Below are 16,817 nucleotides of genomic sequence, written 5' to 3' on the forward strand. Positions count from 1 at the left end.
CAAGCCTTATGCCTGCATTCGAGAACAAGATCTGCACGCGCGCCGAGCTGGCGCAGCGTATCGCCCAACTGCCGAAGCCGGTGGTGCTGACCAACGGCGTATTCGACATCCTGCACCGCGGCCACGTGACCTACCTGGCGCAGGCGCGCGAACTGGGGGGCTCGCTGGTGGTGGCCGCCAACACCGATGCCTCGGTCAAGCGCCTCGGCAAGGGCGACGACCGCCCGCACAACACCCTGGCGGACCGCATGGCGGTGCTGGCGGCACTCGAATCGGTGAGCCTGGTGGTGGACTTCGACGAGGACACCGCACTCGAAGTGGTATTGGAGGCGCGCCCGGACATCTATGCCAAGGGCGGCGACTACGACATGACGAAGATTCCGGAAGGGCAGGCGGTGCTGGCTTATGGCGGGCGGGCGGTGGCGGTCGATTTCGAGCATGACCGCTCGACGACCAAGCTGGTGGCGAAGATCCGAGGCTGAGTAATCCGGGCAGGGCTGCCTGCCCGGATACAAGCAGCTCAGGCCTTGCGTTGACGGCGACGCAGTGCCGTCATGCCTGCCATGCCCAGGCCCAGCAGTACGATACTACCGGGTTCCGGCACATCGTTGCCGCCGCCTTCGCCATCATCGGGGAGAACTTGCACGAAGAAGGTGTCATGGCCGCCGTTCGCGCTGGACAAGGATGCGGCGAGGCCAATCCGGTTGGACGAATCCCAGAAATCCTGTGAAGCCAGGGCCTGGGCAGCATCGAGCTTGAAGGCATAGCCCGACTTGCCCGTGCCAGTGTCAGTACCCTCACCCTCTACGGATTCCTCGAAGGTGATCGGTGCGAAGGCGCCTGAATTCCATAGAGACTCTCCACCGTCGGAATAGATGGTCAGGACCAGTGACTCAAGTCTAATACTGTCTCCACCAGGTTCGACAGGGTTAAAGATGAAATACAGTTGACTGGTCTGAGTGACGTTCAATTGGCTAAAAGACCATGTCGAGGCAAGCACCTTGGAGTTCCCATCGGCCTGGACGTCGCCGGTCGTGTCGTCCGTTCCATCGGTATCGCGAAACACCGAACCCGACGATTTTCCGTAGTCAGGGTTGTCGACCCCACGAGGCAGGTTTTTCCGATTGTCGTTCTTTAGGGTCAACACAGTGTTCACATTACCGATCCCGGACCCGGAATCGGTGACTTTGCCGGCTGAAATAAGTGAGGCTTGACTAGGTGTTGACAAAACCCCAAGCAGCGCTGTAGCAAGCGCCCATTTATAAGTCCTGAGTTTCATAAAATTCCTTTCAGGGAAGCTTTTCCCGAAGATTAAACCCCTAAAGAACTAATTTCGTTTAGTTTTGGCGGCCTCTAAAGTTTCAGTTGGTAATCAATAATCATCATTCTTAAGAGGTAGCCGTATTCATGCATGATTCATACCAGGAGTTACAAAACGCATTATAATCAAATGCTTGCATGTATTTACGATATTGGTGAAGTGGTCACTGTCAAATTCATCGACAAGATTGGTGCAAATGTACATGTAAGGAAGAAAAATATCTTAATGGAAATAATTTATACAAATGAAATCAACATGTTAAGTGTTTAATGTTTCTGAAAATTCTGATCAGGGTTGACCTTGCTCTAAAGAAAATTTTACGAAAAGTAGTAAATTTAGTTGCGTTCAGGAATCAAGGGTAATAACATCTGGTTTCTGAAAAAGGCAAACCGTGCGAAAGCGCGGGACGCAAAGTCACGGTCTACCGGGCGGATGCCCCAGGACGGCAGGACTGCCATACGCAACTACGCTTCCCGGACTCCACCGTGCAGTCCGGTATGGAGGCGCGTGCTCCTGCGGCAGTCCTGTTGAGAACACTTAACAGGAAATGCCATGCACACCAATTACATCCCATTCGCGCTGCGTGCCCTGACGTTTGCCGTGCTCGGCGCCGGCGCTCTCTGCGCCGCAGCTGCACCGGCCAACGATGAGCTGCTGGTCAAGGGCCGCATGCTGGTCGAAGTCCGCGACGGCGTGACCACCGATGCGCTCGGCAAGATGGTCGAGACGCCCGGCCACAAGCGCTACAAGCTCGGCCAGAGCGGCATCTATATCGTCGACCTGCCGGCCAATGCGTCCGAGAAGGCCGTGCTGGCGCGCCTGAAGAACAACCCGCATGTGAAATCGGCCGAGCAGGATCGCCTGGTGCCGAGCACGCTCGCGGTGAACGACCCTTACATCGGCAGCGCCTGGCACGTCGGCAAGATCGGCGCCAACGCCGCCTGGGACCTGGCCCAGGGCAGCGGCGTAACGATCGCGATCCTCGATTCGGGCATCGACGCCGCCCATCCGGACCTGGCGCCGAACCTCGTCGGCGGCTACAACGTCTACGATGCGAACACCAACCTGGCCGACGTCTGCGGCCACGGCACCTCGGTCGCGGGCGCCGCCGCGGCGGTCAACGACAATGCCATCGGCGTGGCCGGGATCGCAGGTCGCGCGCGCATCATGCCGGTGCGTGTCGCCTACAAGAAAGCCACCGACGGCGGCTGCTATGCCGCCTACAGCACCGTCGCCAGCGGCCTTATCTACGCCGCCGACAACGGCGCCCGCGTCGCCAACGTCAGCTACGGCGGCGTCACCACCAGCTCCTCGGTGACCAGCGCGGCGAACTACATGAAGTCGAAGGGCGGCCTGGTCTTCGTTTCGTCCGGTAACACCGGCACCGACCAGGGCTATGCTCCCAACAGCGCCATGATCGTGGTCGGCGCCACCGACAGCAACGACAACCGCGCCAGCTGGTCGAGCTACGGCAGCTTCGTGACGCTGACCGCACCCGGCAGCGGCATCTGGACCACGCGCATGGGGAACAGCTACGCCGCCGTCAACGGCACCTCGTATGCGAGTCCGGTGGCCGCCGGCGTGGCCGCGCTGATGATGGCCGCCGCGCCGACCGTCTCCAACAGCCGCATCGAAAGCCTGCTCTACTCGACGGCGGTGGACCTCGGCGCCGTCGGCCGCGACAACTACTTCGGCCATGGCCGGGTCAATGCCGCCGCCGCGGTGCAGGCCGCACTGGCCGCCGCCCCTGTCGTGGACAGCAGCGCGCCCAGTGTCGCCATCCAGGCTCCGCTCGGCAGCAGCACGGTGTCCGGCCTGGTGGCCGTCGATGCCGGCGCCAGCGACAATGTCGGCGTGACGCGCGTCGACCTGCAGGTCAACGGCACCACGGTGGCCAGCGACACCAGCGCACCCTACGGCTTCAGCTGGAATTCGGCGGGCGTGCCGAACGGGATGGCCAACCTGGTCGCCGTCGCTTACGACGCCGCCGGCAATGCCGGCCGCTCGGCCAGCGTGGCCGTCAACGTCGCCAACGCCACCACCGTTCCGACCGCGAGCAAGGACACCAGCGCGCCGGCGGTCAGCATCGTCAATCCGGTAGCCGGCGCGGTCTCGGGCAACGTCAAGGTCAGCGTGAGCGCGAGCGACAACCTGGGCGCCGCAGCGCTGTCCCAGCAACTGCTGGTGAATAATGCCGTGGTGGCGCAGGGCAGCGGCGGCAGCCTGTCGTACACCTGGAATACGCGCAAGCTGAAACCGGGCACCCATACGCTCCAGGCGATCGTGCGTGACGCCGCCGGCAACGTCGGCAGCGCGAGCGTGAGCGTGACGATCCGCTGAGCTTCAAACGCCTCTTGTCCTTCCAGCGCCCGGTGCACCGTACCGGGCGTTGTGCATTTCGTGGCAAGATTGCCGGAACTTAGACAGACAGGAGTCCGCATGCTGATCGCCCAAGTCACCGACCTGCACCTGCACGCGGACCCCGGCCATCCAAACCTGGCGCGTTTCAACAGGGTGCTGGATCACCTCCTGTCCCTGCAGCCGCAGCCCGGACTACTTGTCCTGAGCGGCGACCTGGCCGACGACGGCGCGCCCGAGAGCTACCGTCACCTGCAGGGGGCGCTGGCGCGCTGGCCGCATCCGCTGCGTTTCGCGCTGGGCAACCACGACCATCGTGCGCATTTCCGCGCCGTGTTCGGCGAGCGCCACGACGCGGACGGTTTCGTGCAGGGCCGCGCCGAGTTCGACGGACTGGAGGTCCTGGTCCTCGACAGCCTCGACGAGGGCCGCCACGGCGGCGCCTTCTGCGAGGCGCGCGCCGCGTGGCTGCGCCGGGCCGTGCAGGACTGCAGCGGTGCGCCGCTGCTGGTCTTCCTGCACCATCCGCCCGTCGACGTCGGCATTCCCTGGATCGACCCGGGTCCGGGCCAGGACTGGATCGCCCGCCTCAATGCCGCGCTGCAGGGCGCGCAGGTCGCGGGCATCTGCACCGGCCACGTGCACCTGGCCGGCGTGTTTCCCTGGCGCGGCCGCCAGGTCGTGACCTGCCCGTCCTCGTCCTCGGACCTGAGCCTGTCTTTCTCGCCCATGGGGGCCGGGCAGCCGGACGGACGGGCGCTGGTGGAGCAGGGCGAGCCGGCCTTCGCCCTGCACCGCTGGGAGGACGGCGCCCTGGCGACGCTCTTCGGCCGCTGCCCGCAGCGCGTGCTGGCGCGCTGGGATGCGGGCACGCAGCCCATGGTGGCGGCGATGCTGGCCGAAAAGAACCTGCCTTAGGCCCGCCTGTCGCTCTCGATGCGGCCGTCCGCCAGGGTGATGGTGCGGTCGCATTGCTCCGACAGGCGCGGGTCGTGCGTCACCAAGAGCACCGCGCAACCGAACTCGCGGTTGAAACGGCGGAACAGCTGGAACACTTCGGCGGCGGATTTGCTGTCGAGGTTGCCGGTCGGTTCGTCCGCCAGCAGCAGGGCCGGACGGGTCACCAGGGCACGCGCCACCGCCACGCGCTGTTGCTGGCCGCCCGACAACTGGTCGGGCTTGCGTGCTTCCATGCCCGCCAGTCCCACCTGCTCCAGCAGGGCGCGGGCGTGATCGGCCTGCGCGGGGGTAGGCTTGCCGCCCACGGCCATCAGCGGCATCAGCACGTTCTCCAGCGCGGTGAAGGCCTGGATCAGGTGGTGGAACTGAAACACGAAGCCGATGGTGCCGCCGCGCAGGGCGGTACGGCGGGCGTCGTCCATGGCGCTGGTCGGCTCGCCGAGCAGGAACAGCTCGCCCGCCGTGGGCCGGTCGAGCAGGCCGATCAGGTTGAGCAGCGTGCTCTTGCCGGACCCCGAGGCGCCCACCAGGGCGGCGAAGTCGCGCCGCTCCAGGCGCAGGTCGATACCGTGCAGCACCTCTACTTCGGTCGGCTTGCCGACGTTGTAGCTCTTGCGCAGGCCGTCCAGGCGCAGCACTTCCTGGCCGGCGTCGTGCCCGGGATCCCGTTCAGACATGGCGAATCGCCTCCACCGGATCGAGGGCCGCCGCGCGCCGCGCCGGCACCGCCGCCGACACGATCCCGGTCACGGTCGCCAGCGCCGCCGCGCCCGCCAACAGCGCGGGATCGAGCGGGATGGTGAACAGCTTCGGCCCGAAGGTATTGAACGCGCCCACCAGGGCGTAGCCGGCGGCCCCGCCCAGCAGCGAACCGGCCAGCCCGAGCAGCGCGCCCTGCACCAGGAACACGCGCAGCATCTGCCCGCGCGTGATGCCCATCGCGCGCAGGATCCCGATCTCGCGGGTGCGCTGGACCACGCTGACCGACAGCACGCTGGCGATGCCGAGGGCCACGCTCAGGGCCACGAAGGTGCTGATCATCCGCGTCGACAGGCTTTGCGAGCGCAGCGCGTTCATCAGCTGCGCATTGGTTTCCATCCAGCTCTCCACTTTCAGGCCGGTCAGGCGGGCGGTGCGCGCGGCGATCTCGCGCGCCGCGAAGATGTCGTCCACGGTCAGGTCGATCACGGTGGCGGCGCCCGGCAGGTCGAGCAGCGACTGGGCCTGCTTCATGTCCAGGTAGACGTAGCGCGCATCCAGCTCGCGCACGCCCAGCTCGAAGATGCCGGCCACGTTCACCACGCTCTCGCGCCCCTGGCCGCCATCGAGCCGCAGCTTGTCGCCGACCCGCATGCCGAGGTCCCTGGCCAGCTGCCTGCCGATCACCGCGTCGCCCGCGCCGATGCGAAAGGCCCCTTCCACGATGTCCTGCTGGATCGGGATGATGCGCTGGTAGCGCGGCGGATCGATGCCCACCAGCGCCACCGACTCCAGCGCATCGCCGCGCCGCGCGAAGGCCGGTCCCGAGATCAGGGGGGAGACCGCCGTGATGCGCGGCAGGGTATCGAGCACGTCGCGCACTTCCTGCCAGTTGTTGATCGAGCGCAGGCGCTGGGCGCGCTTGCTCTCCAGTACCAGCTGGGTGGTGCCCGCAGGCGGCGCCAGCACCCGGTTGTGCTCTTCGGTGGGCTGGACCTTGATGTGGGCCTGGGTTCCCAGGGTACGGTCAATGATGTTGGCCTGTAGCCCGTTGATCAGGGCGGTCAGGAACACGATGACGGCGACGCCGACGCCGATCCCCACCAGGATCAGGATGCTCTGCGCCCGGCCTTCGCGCAGGAAGCGGGTGGCGATGGTCCACTCGAGCCACATGGGTCAGTCCAGCCTGGCCGGCAGTTCCCTGCGGGTGGCCGAGTCGGCCGGCATCGCGGCCGGCGCCGGCCGTACCCGGTCTCCAGCGCGCAGGGTGGCGGGCGGATCCGCCAGCACCCAGTCGCCGGCGCGCAGGCCGGCCGTGACCTCGGTCTGGACCAGGCCGCGCAGGCCGAGCTGGATGCGGCGCCGCTCGGCCCGGCCGTCCGCCACCACCCAGGTCTCGGCCTGCCGGCCCTGCACCGCAAGCAGGGCGTCGTTCGGGACCACGATGGCGCGCTCGCGCCGGCCGGTTTCCACGTTCACCGAGACGGTCATGTCCTGGCGCAGGAAGGCGGGCGCCGGATCGACGGCGAGGCGCAGGTCCACGGTGCCGCGCTGGGGATCGACGGCGGGGGCGATGAAATCGACCCGGGCCCCGAAGGGCTGCAGCGGATAGGCGTCGGCGACGCAGACCGCGCCCTGGCCGACGGCCAGCACTTCGAGGTTCTTCTCGTCCACCGGCACCAGGATCTCGGTGTCTCCCGCGCGCGCGATCTCGAACAGGATGCGGCCCGGCTGCACCAGGTCGCCCGGCTCGGCGTTGCGGGTCAGGACCGTGCCGGCGACTTCGGCGCGGATGGTGGTTTTGGCCAGCTGCGCCCTGGCATTGGCGAGCCGCGCGCGCGCCGCCTGTTCGCCGGGATTGCCCGGCACCAGCGCACGCGCGGCGAGGCGCGCCTGCTCGGCCGCGATGCGGGCCACGGTTTCGGCCTGCGCCGCCTGTTCCATGGCCTCGCGCGTGATCATCTGGCGCTGGAACAGGTCGCGCCGGCGCGCCGCTTCACGGCTGGCCTGGGCCAGTCGCGCCTCGGCTTCGCGCAGGCTGGCCTGGGCCTGCGGCCGGGTCGACTGCTGCAGCTGGGCCAGCTCGGCCTCGGCTTCGCGCACCGCCGCCTCGAGGTCGTCGGCGCGCAGGATCGCCAGCACGTCGCCCGGCCGCACCGCGTCGCCTTCGCGCACGCGCCGTTCCAGCACCACCGCCGTCAGCGGACTGCCGACCTGGGCGCGCGAGACCGCCGCCACCCGGCCGGTGGCCACCACGGTCTGCACCATGGGCCGCTCGCGCAACTGGTAGGCGGCCAGCTCCGGCCCGCGCATGCCGTGGAGCAGCCACCAGGCCAGCGCAGCCAGGATCAGGACGGAGGCAATGACGAGCAGTCGACGTCGTTTCACGGCATTCTTTTTGTTGGAATTGATGAGCTTCATTCTAAACGAAGGACCGCGGGGCGGGGCGGCAGCCCATCCAGATAAGCCGGTATAGACAAGCCATGTCCCTTCGCTGACCCGGTTTTAAGCAAATTTTCAAGCGTGCGTCGCGATTGTGAACCTATATTTAAGGAAGAAACATCATAGTGAACCGCTTGCGCATACAACTTATTCAGGATGTATCACTTAACCGGAGAACTGACATGACACTGCAAGGTTTCCTCAAATATGGCTTGGTGGTCTTTGCTTTCGCGGGCAGCCTGGCCGGATGCGGCAGCAGCGACGACGATGACGATATGGCGCTAGTTCCGATGCAGAAGAACATTGCCGACGTCGCGCGCGAGCAGGGCTTCACCGCGCTGCTGGCGGCATCGAGCAAGGCCGGCGTCGCCACCACGCTGGCCGACCCCAATGCCCAGCTGACCGTGTTTGCGCCGACCGACCGCGCCTTCGGCGACCTGGCCACCCGGCTCGGCTTCGCCAGCGCGACGGCAATGGTCGATGCCCTGCCGGCCAGCGCGCTGCAGAACATCCTGAATTATCACGTGCTGACCAGCCGCAAGGCCTCGTCCGACCTGGCCGCGGGCGGCGCCACCCAGCAGACCGCGTATTCCTATGCCGGCGCGCCGAGCCGCCTGAACCTCGACTTCAGCAGCGGCGTGAAGATCACCGACGCCGCCCTGACCAGCGCCACCGTCACCACTCCCGACGTCGGCGCCAGCAACGGCGTGATCCACGTGGTCGACAAGGTGCTGGTGCCGCCCGGCGTGCTGAACATCGTGCAGATGGCCCAGGCCAATCCGGTCTTCAGCTCGCTCGTCAGTGCCGTGGTCGCGAGCAACCTGCAGGGTACGCTTGCCGGCGCCGGCCCGTTCACGGTGTTCGCACCGACCAATACCGCGTTCGCGGCCGCGCCGCAAGGCTTGACTGCGGCCCAGCTGCGTACCGTCCTGACCTATCACGTGGTGTCGGGCCAGGTGCTGTCGACGCAGATCCCGTTCGGCACGCCGGTCGCCACGGTCGCCGGCCAGAACATCGTGATCTCGGCGGGCACGCCGCCGACCATCCGCGACACCACCGCGGCCCCGGCGCGCATCACCGCGGTCGACGTCAGGGCCAGCAACGGCGTGATCCACGTGGTCGACAAGGTCTTGATCCCGACCCTGTAAGCGCGGCATTCGGCGGGGCGCCGTGCGCATGGCGCCCCGCCATCCGTGGCAAGATGTCGGGTATCGACACGGATAGAGAGCACTCATGCGCATCCTGCTGGCCGAAGACGACAGTTCGCTCGGCGACACCATCCAGGCCTGGCTGCGGCTCGACGGACACGCGGTCGACTGGGTCCGCCGCGGCGACTCGGCCCGCACCGCGCTCGCGACCCACCGCTACGACTGCGTGCTGCTCGACCGCGGGCTGCCCGGCTTGTCGGGTGACGACTTGCTCGCAAGCCTGCGCGCCGCCGGCGACACCGTGCCGGTGATCCTGATCACCGCCTTCAATGCGCTGTCCGACCGGGTCGAGGGCCTGGACCTGGGCGCCGACGACTACCTGGTCAAGCCCTTCGAGCTGGAAGAAATGTCGGCGCGCATCCGGGCGGCGGTGCGGCGCGGCGCCAGCCAGGCCAGCAACCTGCTGGCGCACGCTGGTATCGCGCTCGACCTGGAGACCCGCCAGGCCAGCCTGCATGGCCAGCCGGTGGCGCTGACGGCGCGCGAATACCATGTGCTGCTCGCGCTCCTGCAGCGCAGGAACGGCATCGTCACCCGCGCCCAGATCGAGGAAAGCCTGTACGGCTGGGGCGAGGAAGTCGAGAGCAATGCCATCGAGGTCTACATCCACAACCTGCGCAAGAAATTCGGCAGCGACAGCATCGTCACGGTGCGCGGCCTTGGCTACCGGCTGAAAGAACATGCGTAAGCCTGCCGGGCCCTGGTCGCTGCGCCGGCGCCTGCTGGCGGCCATCCTCGCCGCCAGCAGCGTGCTGTGGCTGGCCGGCCTCGGGACCCTGACCGCGATCGCCTGGCAGGAAACCGGCGAGGTGTTCGACGATGCGCTCGAAGAATCGGCCTATATGCTGATGGCGGCCACCACCGACCTCGATGCGCGCGGCCTGCTGGCTCCCTTGCCGCCGATGGAGGGGGACGGGGTGCGCCGGGTCGACATGCAATACCAGGTGGTGGCCGGCGGCCGGGTCGTGCAGCGCAGCGCCGGCGCCCCGGCGCATCCCTTCGTGGGCGGCTTCGGCGACGAGCATGGTTTTACCGACCTGCGGGTGGATGGCGACGACTGGCGCGTGTTCGTGGTGCGCGACGGGGTGCGGCGCTTCGAGGTGCAGGTCGGCCAGCGCGCCGACAAGCGCTTCGAGATCCTGGAAGACCTGGCCGAGGCCCTGTGGCTGCCGGCGCTCGGCATCCTCCTGCTCCTGGGACTGGTGTGCTGGTGGCTGACCGGGCGCGTGCTGGCGCCGCTGCGCCGCACCGCGGCCAGCATCGCCGCCAAGACCCCGAGCGACCTGGCGCGGGTGGCGCTCGATGGCCAGCCGCGCGAACTGCTGCCGATCGTGGGCGCCCTGAACGAGGTGCTGGGGCGCCTCGACCAGGCCTTGCAGGCCGAGCGCCGCTTCACGGCCGATGCGGCCCACGAACTGCGCACGCCGCTGGCGGGCCTGCACATGCACGTGCAGCTGCTGCAACGCCAGCATCCCGGCCTGGCGGAGTCTTTCCACAAGCTGCGCCAGGACATCGGGCGCCTGACCGCGCTGGTCGACAGCCTGCTGGCGCTGGCGCGCCTGGACCCGCTGGCGCGCACCCAGCTGGCGAGCCAGGCGGTGGCGCTGCCGCCCCTGTTCGCGGCGCTGCACGCCGAATATGCCCCCGAGGCGGCGCGGCGCGGTATCGACCTCGCCTTGCACAGCGCGATCGATCAGGTAGAGGGCGACCCGCAGATGCTGGAGATCGTGCTGCGCAACCTGGTCGGCAACGCGCTGCGCTATTGCCCGGCCGGCAGCCGGGTCGAGGTCGAGGCCCTGCGCCATGCGGGCCGCGACCGGATCGCCGTGCGCGACGACGGCCCCGGGGTCGACGCCGCCAGCAGGGCGCGGTTGACCGAACGCTTCTTCCGCGTGCTGGGGCAGGAGGAGGGCGGCAGCGGGCTTGGCCTGTCGATCGTCCAGCGCATCGCCGACCTGCATGGCGTCAAGCTCGCCTTCGGGCCGGGGCTGGGCGGGCGCGGGCTGGGTGTGACGCTCGACTGGCCGGCGCCCGGTTCTTAAGATCGGTTTAATGTCCGCCCGGTGTAATGCACCTGTGTCCCATCATTTACACCAGGAGCCAACATGAAACGCATTGTCCAGATTTCCGCTATTACAACCCTGCTGGCCGCATCGGCCTTCGCCATCGGCCAGCCGGCCGGCTATACCGGGCCGTCCGCCAAGCCGGCCGCGGCTGCGACTTCCGGCTACACCGGGCCGTCGAGCGTCCCCTTGACGACCGCCAAGGAACTGCTCGACAAGGGCAAGGACGACCAGCACGCGCGCCTGCAGGGCAAGCTGCTCAGCCACAAGGGCGGGGACGACTACGAATTCGCTGACCAGAGCGGCAAGATCACCGTCGAGATCGAGCCCGAACATTTCCCGGCGGGCGTCAGCATCGACCAGAACACCGTGGTCGAGCTGAGCGGCGAATTCGACAAGGAGACCTTTGGCGAATCGACTTTCGAGGTTAAGCAGATCAAGGTCGTAGGCAAATAAGAGCGCCTAACGCTCCAACAGCCTACTTGCGCTTGCGCCCACTGCTGGCGAACACCTCGATCTTCTTGGTCGGGCCGGACACGATCAGGAGGTCGTTCGGCAGGATGCGGGTTTCCGGCTGCGCATGCTGGAAGTCCTCGTTGGCGCGCTTGACGCCAACCACCGTGACGCCGTGGCGCGAGCGCACATGCGACTCGGCCAGAGTCTGGTGGTGGGTGTCGAGCGGCGCATGGATCTTGGCGATGGCGAAGCCGTCCTCGAACTCGATGAAGTCCATCATGCGTCCGGTGATCAGGTGGGCCACGCGCGCGCCCATGTCCGCTTCCGGGAAGATCACGTGGTGGGCGCCGATGCGCTGCGCGATCTGGCCGTGCTCCGGCGTCTGGGCCTTGACCCAGATGTCCTTGATGCCGAGCTCGGTCAGCACCATCAGCGTCATCAGGCTGGCGGACAGGTTCGAGCCGATCGCCACGATGGCGTGGGAAAAGTCGGCCACGCCCAGCTGGAGCATGATGCTCTCGTTGGTGGAATCGGCCTGCACCGCGTGGGTGAGGCGGTCGCCCCAGAACTGGACCAGGTCTTCGCGGTTGTCGATGCCCATCACGTCGTGACCCAGGCGCATCAGGGACTGGGCGACGGCGCCGCCGAAGCGCCCCAGGCCGATGACGACGACACTGTCGCTCGCCGAAAAGGCAAACTGCTCTGTAAAAATCCTACCCAACAATTGGATGTTCCTCCGGATAACGATAAGGCATGCGCCGTTCGCCCAATACGAGCGAAGTGGCGAGCGTGATGGTGCCGACCCGGCCGATGAACATCAGCACGGCGAGCAGCAGCTGGCCGCTCGGCGGCAGCTGGTGGGTGATGCCGGTCGACAGTCCCGCGCTGCCGAAGGCGGCGATGACCTCGAAGATGATCTGGTCGGTCGGGAAGTGGGTGATGCGCAGCAGGATCACCGTGCCCACCGCGACGATGATGGAGCCCAGGACCAGCACCGTGATCGCCTGGCGCTGGGCCGAGGCGCCGACGCGGCGCCCGAAGGCTTCGGTATCGGTATGTCCCTTCGCTTCGGCGATCACCAACAGGGCCAGGATGGCGATGGTGCCGACCTTGACGCCGCCCGCGGTGCCGCCGCTGCCGCCGCCGATGAACATCAGGAAGTAGTGCACGGCCCAGGTTTCCGGGGTGAGGGCGCCGATGTCGACCGCATTGAAGCCAGCGGTGCGCGCCGCGACCGACATGAACATGCTGTTCAATAGCTTGTCGAACAGGGAAAATGGCCCGATGGTTCGCACATTGTTCCATTCCAATACAACAATCGCCAGGAAGCCGCCCAACACCAGGATGAGCGAGCCGGTCAGCGTCAGCTTGGTGTGCAGCGACCAGTGGCGCGGGTCGCGCCAGCGGTGGCGCAGGTCGTGCAGCACCGGGAAGCCGATGCCGCCGATAACGATGGCGATCATGATCGGCCCCAGTACCAGGGCGTCGCCGGCGTAGCGCACCAGGCTGTCCGCATGGGTCGAGAAACCGGCATTGTTGAAGGCCGAGGCGGCATGGAACAGCCCGCTCCAGGCAGCATCGCCCCAATCCAGGCCATGGCCGAGGTGCAGCCTGAGCATCAGGACCACGAACAGCAGCAGCTGGCAGATCAGGGCGACCTTGAACACGATCTTCGCCACGCTCGTGATGTCGCCGAGTCCAAGCAGGCGGGTCTCGGTCTGCGTCATCATGCGGGTGCGCAGCCTGGGCGAACGGTTGACCATCAGGCCCAGCAGGGTGGCGGCGGTCATCAGGCCGAAGCCGCCGAGCTGGAACAGGAACATGATCACGGCCTGTCCGAAGCCGGACCAGTAGCTGCCCGTGTCGACGATGGCCATGCCGGTTACGCATACCGCCGAGACCGACGTGAACAGCGCGACCAGCGGCGGCGCCGGCAAGCCGTTGGCGCGCGCCGCCGGCAGCATGAGCAGCAGCGTGCCGGCCACGATGGCCAGCAGGAAGCCCAGGGCGACGGCCCGTGCGGGATGGATGAGTGTCTTCATGCGCGCATCCGGCTCGATGCGCGCAGCAGGGCGTAAAGGGTTCGAAAGTCCATGGTGTCGTGAGGCCTGGCCGCTTGTCGGCGGCACTCATTGCCTTGAATCACCCGAACCCTAACACATGGAGCGGGGGTGACGCCGCAAAACTGCGGCCATGCCGCTATCGGCGGCGCCGTGCGCGCCAGGTCAGCCCGGCCAGGCCGGCCGCCAGCATCGCCCAGGTCGATGGTTCCGGCGCCTGCGACATCATGGTCAGCTGGGTGTCGCTGGTCCAGTACAGGTGGCGCTCCTGGGTCATGCTGGGATTGAATTCGTAGGCGTAGTGCTGGTCGCCGGTGGTGATCAGGCGCCCGCCGCCGACCCAGCCTTCGGGATCCTGGCCGTAGCTGCCGACGCTGAAGTGCAGGCCGGCATCCTGGGAAAAGGAAAAACTGGTGGCGCCGCACTGGTAGAACGGGTTGCTGGTGGCGGCGCAGGCGACGTAGTCGAGTTCGCCGACGACCAGGGCCAGCAGCTCGTCTTTTTCCAGCAGGCCATTGCTGTTCAGGTCATGGCCCTTGAACGAGCCGGAGATGACTTCCTCGGGCAGGAAGCTGTTCGACACGCTGTCGTAGAAACCGCTGAAGGAAAAGCCCCAGGAAATGGTGTCGCCGGGGGCCGCGTGGGCAACGTCCGCGTAGGCGGCAGTGCCGCACAGGAGCAGGGCACCGGTGGAAAGTAACTTCTTCATTTGAAACCTCAAGCAAAAACAGGGGGCGCCGTTCGACAACGCCACGTGGCCAGCGTACTCCTGTTCGCCAAATACTGTCGCGTTAGATTGTAGATATTTCTACATTGTGTCGTAACTTCGCGACAATAAGTAACATTGCCATTGAGAATGCTCGAGGTCGATTCTCAGGCGCCGCCGGCGTAGCCGTTCTGGCGCCAGGCCTCGTAGACGACTACCGCGACCGTGTTGGACAGGTTGAGGCTGCGGTTGTCCGGCATCATCGGCAGGCGGATGCGCTGGCTTGGGGCGAAGGTCTCGCGCAGGGCCGGGTCGAGGCCGCGCGACTCGGCGCCGAACACGAACACGTCACCCGGCTGGAAGCCGGCATCGGCGAAGGGCGAGGAGCCGTGGGTGGTCAGCGCGAACATGCGCGAAGGATCCGGTTTCACGTCAAGCAGGAAGGCGTCCCAGTTCTTGTGCACCTTCATGGTGGCGTAGTCGTGGTAGTCCAGGCCTGCGCGGCGCATCTTGGCATCGTCGAGCGGGAAGCCGAGCGGCTCGATCAGGTGCAGCTGGACGCCGGTGTTGGCGCACAGGCGAATGACGTTGCCGGTATTCGGCGGGATTTCCGGTTCGACCAGGACGACGTGAAACAACATGTTCTCCTTCAGTTTCTATCAGTGGGGCGGCGTGCGCGCGAACACCAGGTTGGTAACGCGTGCCGCACCGGCGCGCTTGAGCACGCCGGCCAGTTCATCGAGTGTGTGGCCGCTGGTCATGACGTCGTCGACCACGCCGACGTGCACGCCTTCCAGGACCGGATGGCCTTCGGCCAGGACGAAGGCGCCGCGCACGTTGCGGCGGCGCTCGCCCGGCGCCACGCCCGACTGCGCGGCCGTCTCCACCTGCCGTTCCAGCAGCCGCGGCGCCAAGGGAATGGCCAGGGCGCCAGACAGCGGCCGGGCCAGCTCGAGCGCCTGGTTGTAGCCGCGCTCGACCAGGCGGCGCGGTCCGAGCGGCACCGGGCACAGCAGCGCCGGCAGGTCGCGCAGGTCCGGACTGCGTGCCAGCACGGCCTCGCGCAGGCGGCCCGCCATCCACGGCGCCAGCGCCAGCCGGCTGGCGAATTTCAGCTGCAGCACCAGCCCGTCGACCGGCGTGCCATAGTCGCAGGCCGTCACGGTGGCGTCGAAGGCCGGCGCATCGGCCAGGCAGGCGCCGCAGCGGCGGATGCCGTCGGCGTTGCCGACCGGGTTCGCGCAGCAGGGGCAGCGCGTGTGGAGGTCCCTCGCATGTGCCTGCGTGCAGGCTGGGCAGACCGCTTGCTCTCCCAGGCCGCCGCACAGCACGCAGCTGGACGGCAACAGCGCATGAAGGACACGCGGCAGCAGGGAGTGGAAAAGCAGGGGCATCTACTCGAATCCACAGGAGCATGTACACTCCGCCATTATCTCACCAAGTTATCGCACTGAGCGCTTCACCACCATGGCTTTACCGCAACCTTCCCGCATGAGCGCGCCAATCGACCTCGAGCGCGTCCGTACCCTGTTCGCCCAGCCCGGCCGCATCCAGGCTTCCGATTTCCTGCGCCGCGAGATCGCCCAGCGCATGCACGAGCGCCTGCAACTCGTGAAGATCGCGCCGAAGCAGGTGCTCGATGCCGGCTGTGGCACAGGCGCCGACCTGGCGCTGCTGCAGAAGACCTATCCGGCCGCCCAGATCCTCGGCATCGACGCCACCCCGGCCATGGCCACGGCCGCGAAAGCGCCCGCGCCGGCCACCCGCTCGCTGAACCAGATGCTCAGCCGTTTGCTGCCGGCCAAGGCCGGCGTGGACATCGTTTGCGGTGACTTCGGCAACCTCCCTTTCGGGACGAACTCGCTCGACCTGCTGTGGTCGAACCTGGCGCTGCACTGGCATCCGCAGCCTGACCGCGCGTTCGCGGAATGGCGGCGGGTGTTGCGGGTGGACGGCCTCCTGATGTTCTCGAATTTCGGCCCGGACACCTTCGCCGAGCTGCGCAGCGCCTTTGCCGCCATGGACGAAACGCCGCACACGCTGCCTTTCGTCGACATGCACGACTTCGGCGACCAATTGGTGGAGGCGGGGTTTTCCACCCCGGTCATGGACATGGAGCGCATCACCGTCACCTACGACACTGCAGAGAGCCTGCTGCGCGACGTGCGCGCCTTCGGCGGCAACCCGCTCGATACACGTCGGCGCGGCCTGGTCGGGCGGGCGGCGTGGCGGCGCATGCTCGACGCCTTCGAGGCCCAGCGCCGCCCCGACGGCAAGCTCGGCCTGACTTTCGAAGTCATCTATGGCCACGCTTTCCTCCCGGCCCCGCGCACCACCGCGGCAGGGGAGGCGATCGTGCGTTTCCAGCCACGCAAGCCTTAATAACCTGCGGCAAGAACAGCGCCCGATTTTCCTTGAATAAAAATTACTGATTTGATTATAATCAGTAGCTATTTTTGTCGTCTGGACGAGGAAAACGCTGAAAAAAGCAGCAATCCAGGCGCAAAAATAGAAATACAACGAGAAATGAATTGCAGCATCAGC

General features: G+C 66.7%; 17 protein-coding genes and 1 riboswitch. Of the genes, 8 read left to right on the plus strand and 9 right to left on the minus strand.

Annotated features, from left to right (window positions below):
* Positions 1-8: 8 nt before the first annotated feature.
* Positions 9-482 carry an adenylyltransferase/cytidyltransferase family protein gene (locus tag YWC_RS0119980; protein WP_027866986.1) on the plus strand — a complete coding sequence of 158 codons (474 nt, stop codon included), beginning with the start codon at positions 9-11 and terminating at the stop codon, positions 480-482.
* Positions 483-520: 38 nt separating this feature from the next.
* On the opposite strand, the gene YWC_RS0119985 is transcribed toward YWC_RS0119980, so the two are convergent.
* Entirely contained in the window at positions 521-1,279 is a 759-nt protein-coding gene (locus YWC_RS0119985) for a PEP-CTERM sorting domain-containing protein (RefSeq protein ID WP_084416500.1), read from the minus strand.
* 415 nt (positions 1,280-1,694) lie between these two features.
* Positions 1,695-1,780, plus strand: a riboswitch (cyclic di-GMP riboswitch).
* Between the two features lie 93 nt (positions 1,781-1,873).
* Here YWC_RS0119985 and YWC_RS30095 point away from each other — a divergent pair.
* Positions 1,874-3,661, plus strand: a complete 1,788-nt coding sequence (locus tag YWC_RS30095; RefSeq protein WP_084416501.1) for a S8 family serine peptidase — start codon at positions 1,874-1,876, stop codon at positions 3,659-3,661.
* Between the two features lie 99 nt (positions 3,662-3,760).
* On the plus strand, positions 3,761-4,597 hold the full coding sequence (locus tag YWC_RS0119995) for a metallophosphoesterase (RefSeq protein ID WP_027866988.1): 837 nt from the start codon (positions 3,761-3,763) through the stop codon (positions 4,595-4,597).
* Here the strand turns inward: YWC_RS0119995 and YWC_RS0120000 are convergent.
* The 3 genes from YWC_RS0120000 to YWC_RS0120010 are packed head-to-tail and all read right to left on the minus strand — an operon-like array spanning position 4,594 to position 7,726.
* A complete protein-coding gene (locus YWC_RS0120000; protein WP_027866989.1) occupies positions 4,594-5,316 on the minus strand; it encodes an ABC transporter ATP-binding protein in 723 nt (240 codons plus the stop codon). The genes YWC_RS0119995 and YWC_RS0120000 overlap by 4 nt on opposite strands.
* Positions 5,309-6,511: an ABC transporter permease gene (locus YWC_RS0120005; RefSeq protein ID WP_027866990.1), complete on the minus strand. Its 1,203-nt coding sequence runs from the start codon at positions 6,509-6,511 to the stop codon at positions 5,309-5,311. The genes YWC_RS0120000 and YWC_RS0120005 overlap by 8 nt, the downstream gene beginning before the upstream one ends.
* 3 nt (positions 6,512-6,514) lie before the next feature.
* Positions 6,515-7,726: an efflux RND transporter periplasmic adaptor subunit gene (locus YWC_RS0120010; protein WP_027866991.1), complete on the minus strand. Its 1,212-nt coding sequence runs from the start codon at positions 7,724-7,726 to the stop codon at positions 6,515-6,517.
* Between the two features lie 236 nt (positions 7,727-7,962).
* On the opposite strand from YWC_RS0120010, the gene YWC_RS0120015 reads away from it, so the two are divergent.
* The 4 genes from YWC_RS0120015 to YWC_RS0120030 all read left to right on the plus strand — a co-directional run bounded on the left by YWC_RS0120015 (position 7,963) and on the right by YWC_RS0120030 (position 11,507).
* Positions 7,963-8,928, plus strand: a complete 966-nt coding sequence (locus tag YWC_RS0120015) for a fasciclin domain-containing protein (protein WP_027866992.1) — start codon at positions 7,963-7,965, stop codon at positions 8,926-8,928.
* 85 nt (positions 8,929-9,013) lie between these two features.
* Positions 9,014-9,676 (plus strand): response regulator transcription factor, encoded by a 663-nt coding sequence (locus YWC_RS0120020; protein ID WP_027866993.1) that lies wholly within the window; start codon positions 9,014-9,016, stop codon positions 9,674-9,676.
* Positions 9,669-11,030 carry an ATP-binding protein gene (locus tag YWC_RS0120025; RefSeq protein WP_027866994.1) on the plus strand — a complete coding sequence of 454 codons (1,362 nt, stop codon included), beginning with the start codon at positions 9,669-9,671 and terminating at the stop codon, positions 11,028-11,030. Before YWC_RS0120020 ends, YWC_RS0120025 begins: the two co-directional genes overlap by 8 nt.
* Before the next feature lie 63 nt (positions 11,031-11,093).
* Positions 11,094-11,507: a YgiW/YdeI family stress tolerance OB fold protein gene (locus tag YWC_RS0120030; RefSeq protein ID WP_027866995.1), complete on the plus strand. Its 414-nt coding sequence runs from the start codon at positions 11,094-11,096 to the stop codon at positions 11,505-11,507.
* 22 nt (positions 11,508-11,529) lie between these two features.
* Here YWC_RS0120030 and YWC_RS0120035 read toward each other — a convergent pair whose 3' ends face one another.
* The 5 genes from YWC_RS0120035 to YWC_RS0120055 form a co-directional block, all read right to left on the minus strand.
* Positions 11,530-12,231, minus strand: a complete 702-nt coding sequence (locus YWC_RS0120035; RefSeq protein WP_229413147.1) for a potassium channel family protein — start codon at positions 12,229-12,231, stop codon at positions 11,530-11,532.
* Complete coding sequence (locus YWC_RS0120040; RefSeq protein ID WP_027866997.1) at positions 12,221-13,549, minus strand: TrkH family potassium uptake protein; 1,329 nt, start codon at positions 13,547-13,549, stop codon at positions 12,221-12,223. Before YWC_RS0120040 ends, YWC_RS0120035 begins: the two co-directional genes overlap by 11 nt.
* Positions 13,550-13,706: 157 nt before the next feature.
* A complete protein-coding gene (locus YWC_RS0120045; RefSeq protein ID WP_027866998.1) occupies positions 13,707-14,276 on the minus strand; it encodes a PEP-CTERM sorting domain-containing protein in 570 nt (189 codons plus the stop codon).
* Between the two features lie 164 nt (positions 14,277-14,440).
* Entirely contained in the window at positions 14,441-14,911 is a 471-nt protein-coding gene (gene trmL / locus YWC_RS0120050; RefSeq protein ID WP_027866999.1) for a tRNA (uridine(34)/cytosine(34)/5-carboxymethylaminomethyluridine(34)-2'-O)-methyltransferase TrmL, read from the minus strand.
* A gap of 21 nt (positions 14,912-14,932) precedes the next feature.
* The gene (locus YWC_RS0120055; RefSeq protein WP_027867000.1) at positions 14,933-15,667 is read right to left on the minus strand and encodes a ComF family protein; all 735 of its coding nucleotides are present in this window, start codon (positions 15,665-15,667) and stop codon (positions 14,933-14,935) included.
* Positions 15,668-15,764: 97 nt separating this feature from the next.
* Here YWC_RS0120055 and YWC_RS0120060 point away from each other — a divergent pair, with 97 nt between their 5' ends.
* On the plus strand, positions 15,765-16,655 hold the full coding sequence (locus YWC_RS0120060) for a methyltransferase domain-containing protein (protein ID WP_051306598.1): 891 nt from the start codon (positions 15,765-15,767) through the stop codon (positions 16,653-16,655).
* Positions 16,656-16,817: the final 162 nt, after the last annotated feature.

The organism is Massilia alkalitolerans DSM 17462, assembly GCF_000427785.1.
GTDB classification, from domain to species: Bacteria; Pseudomonadota; Gammaproteobacteria; order Burkholderiales; family Burkholderiaceae_D; genus Telluria; species Telluria alkalitolerans.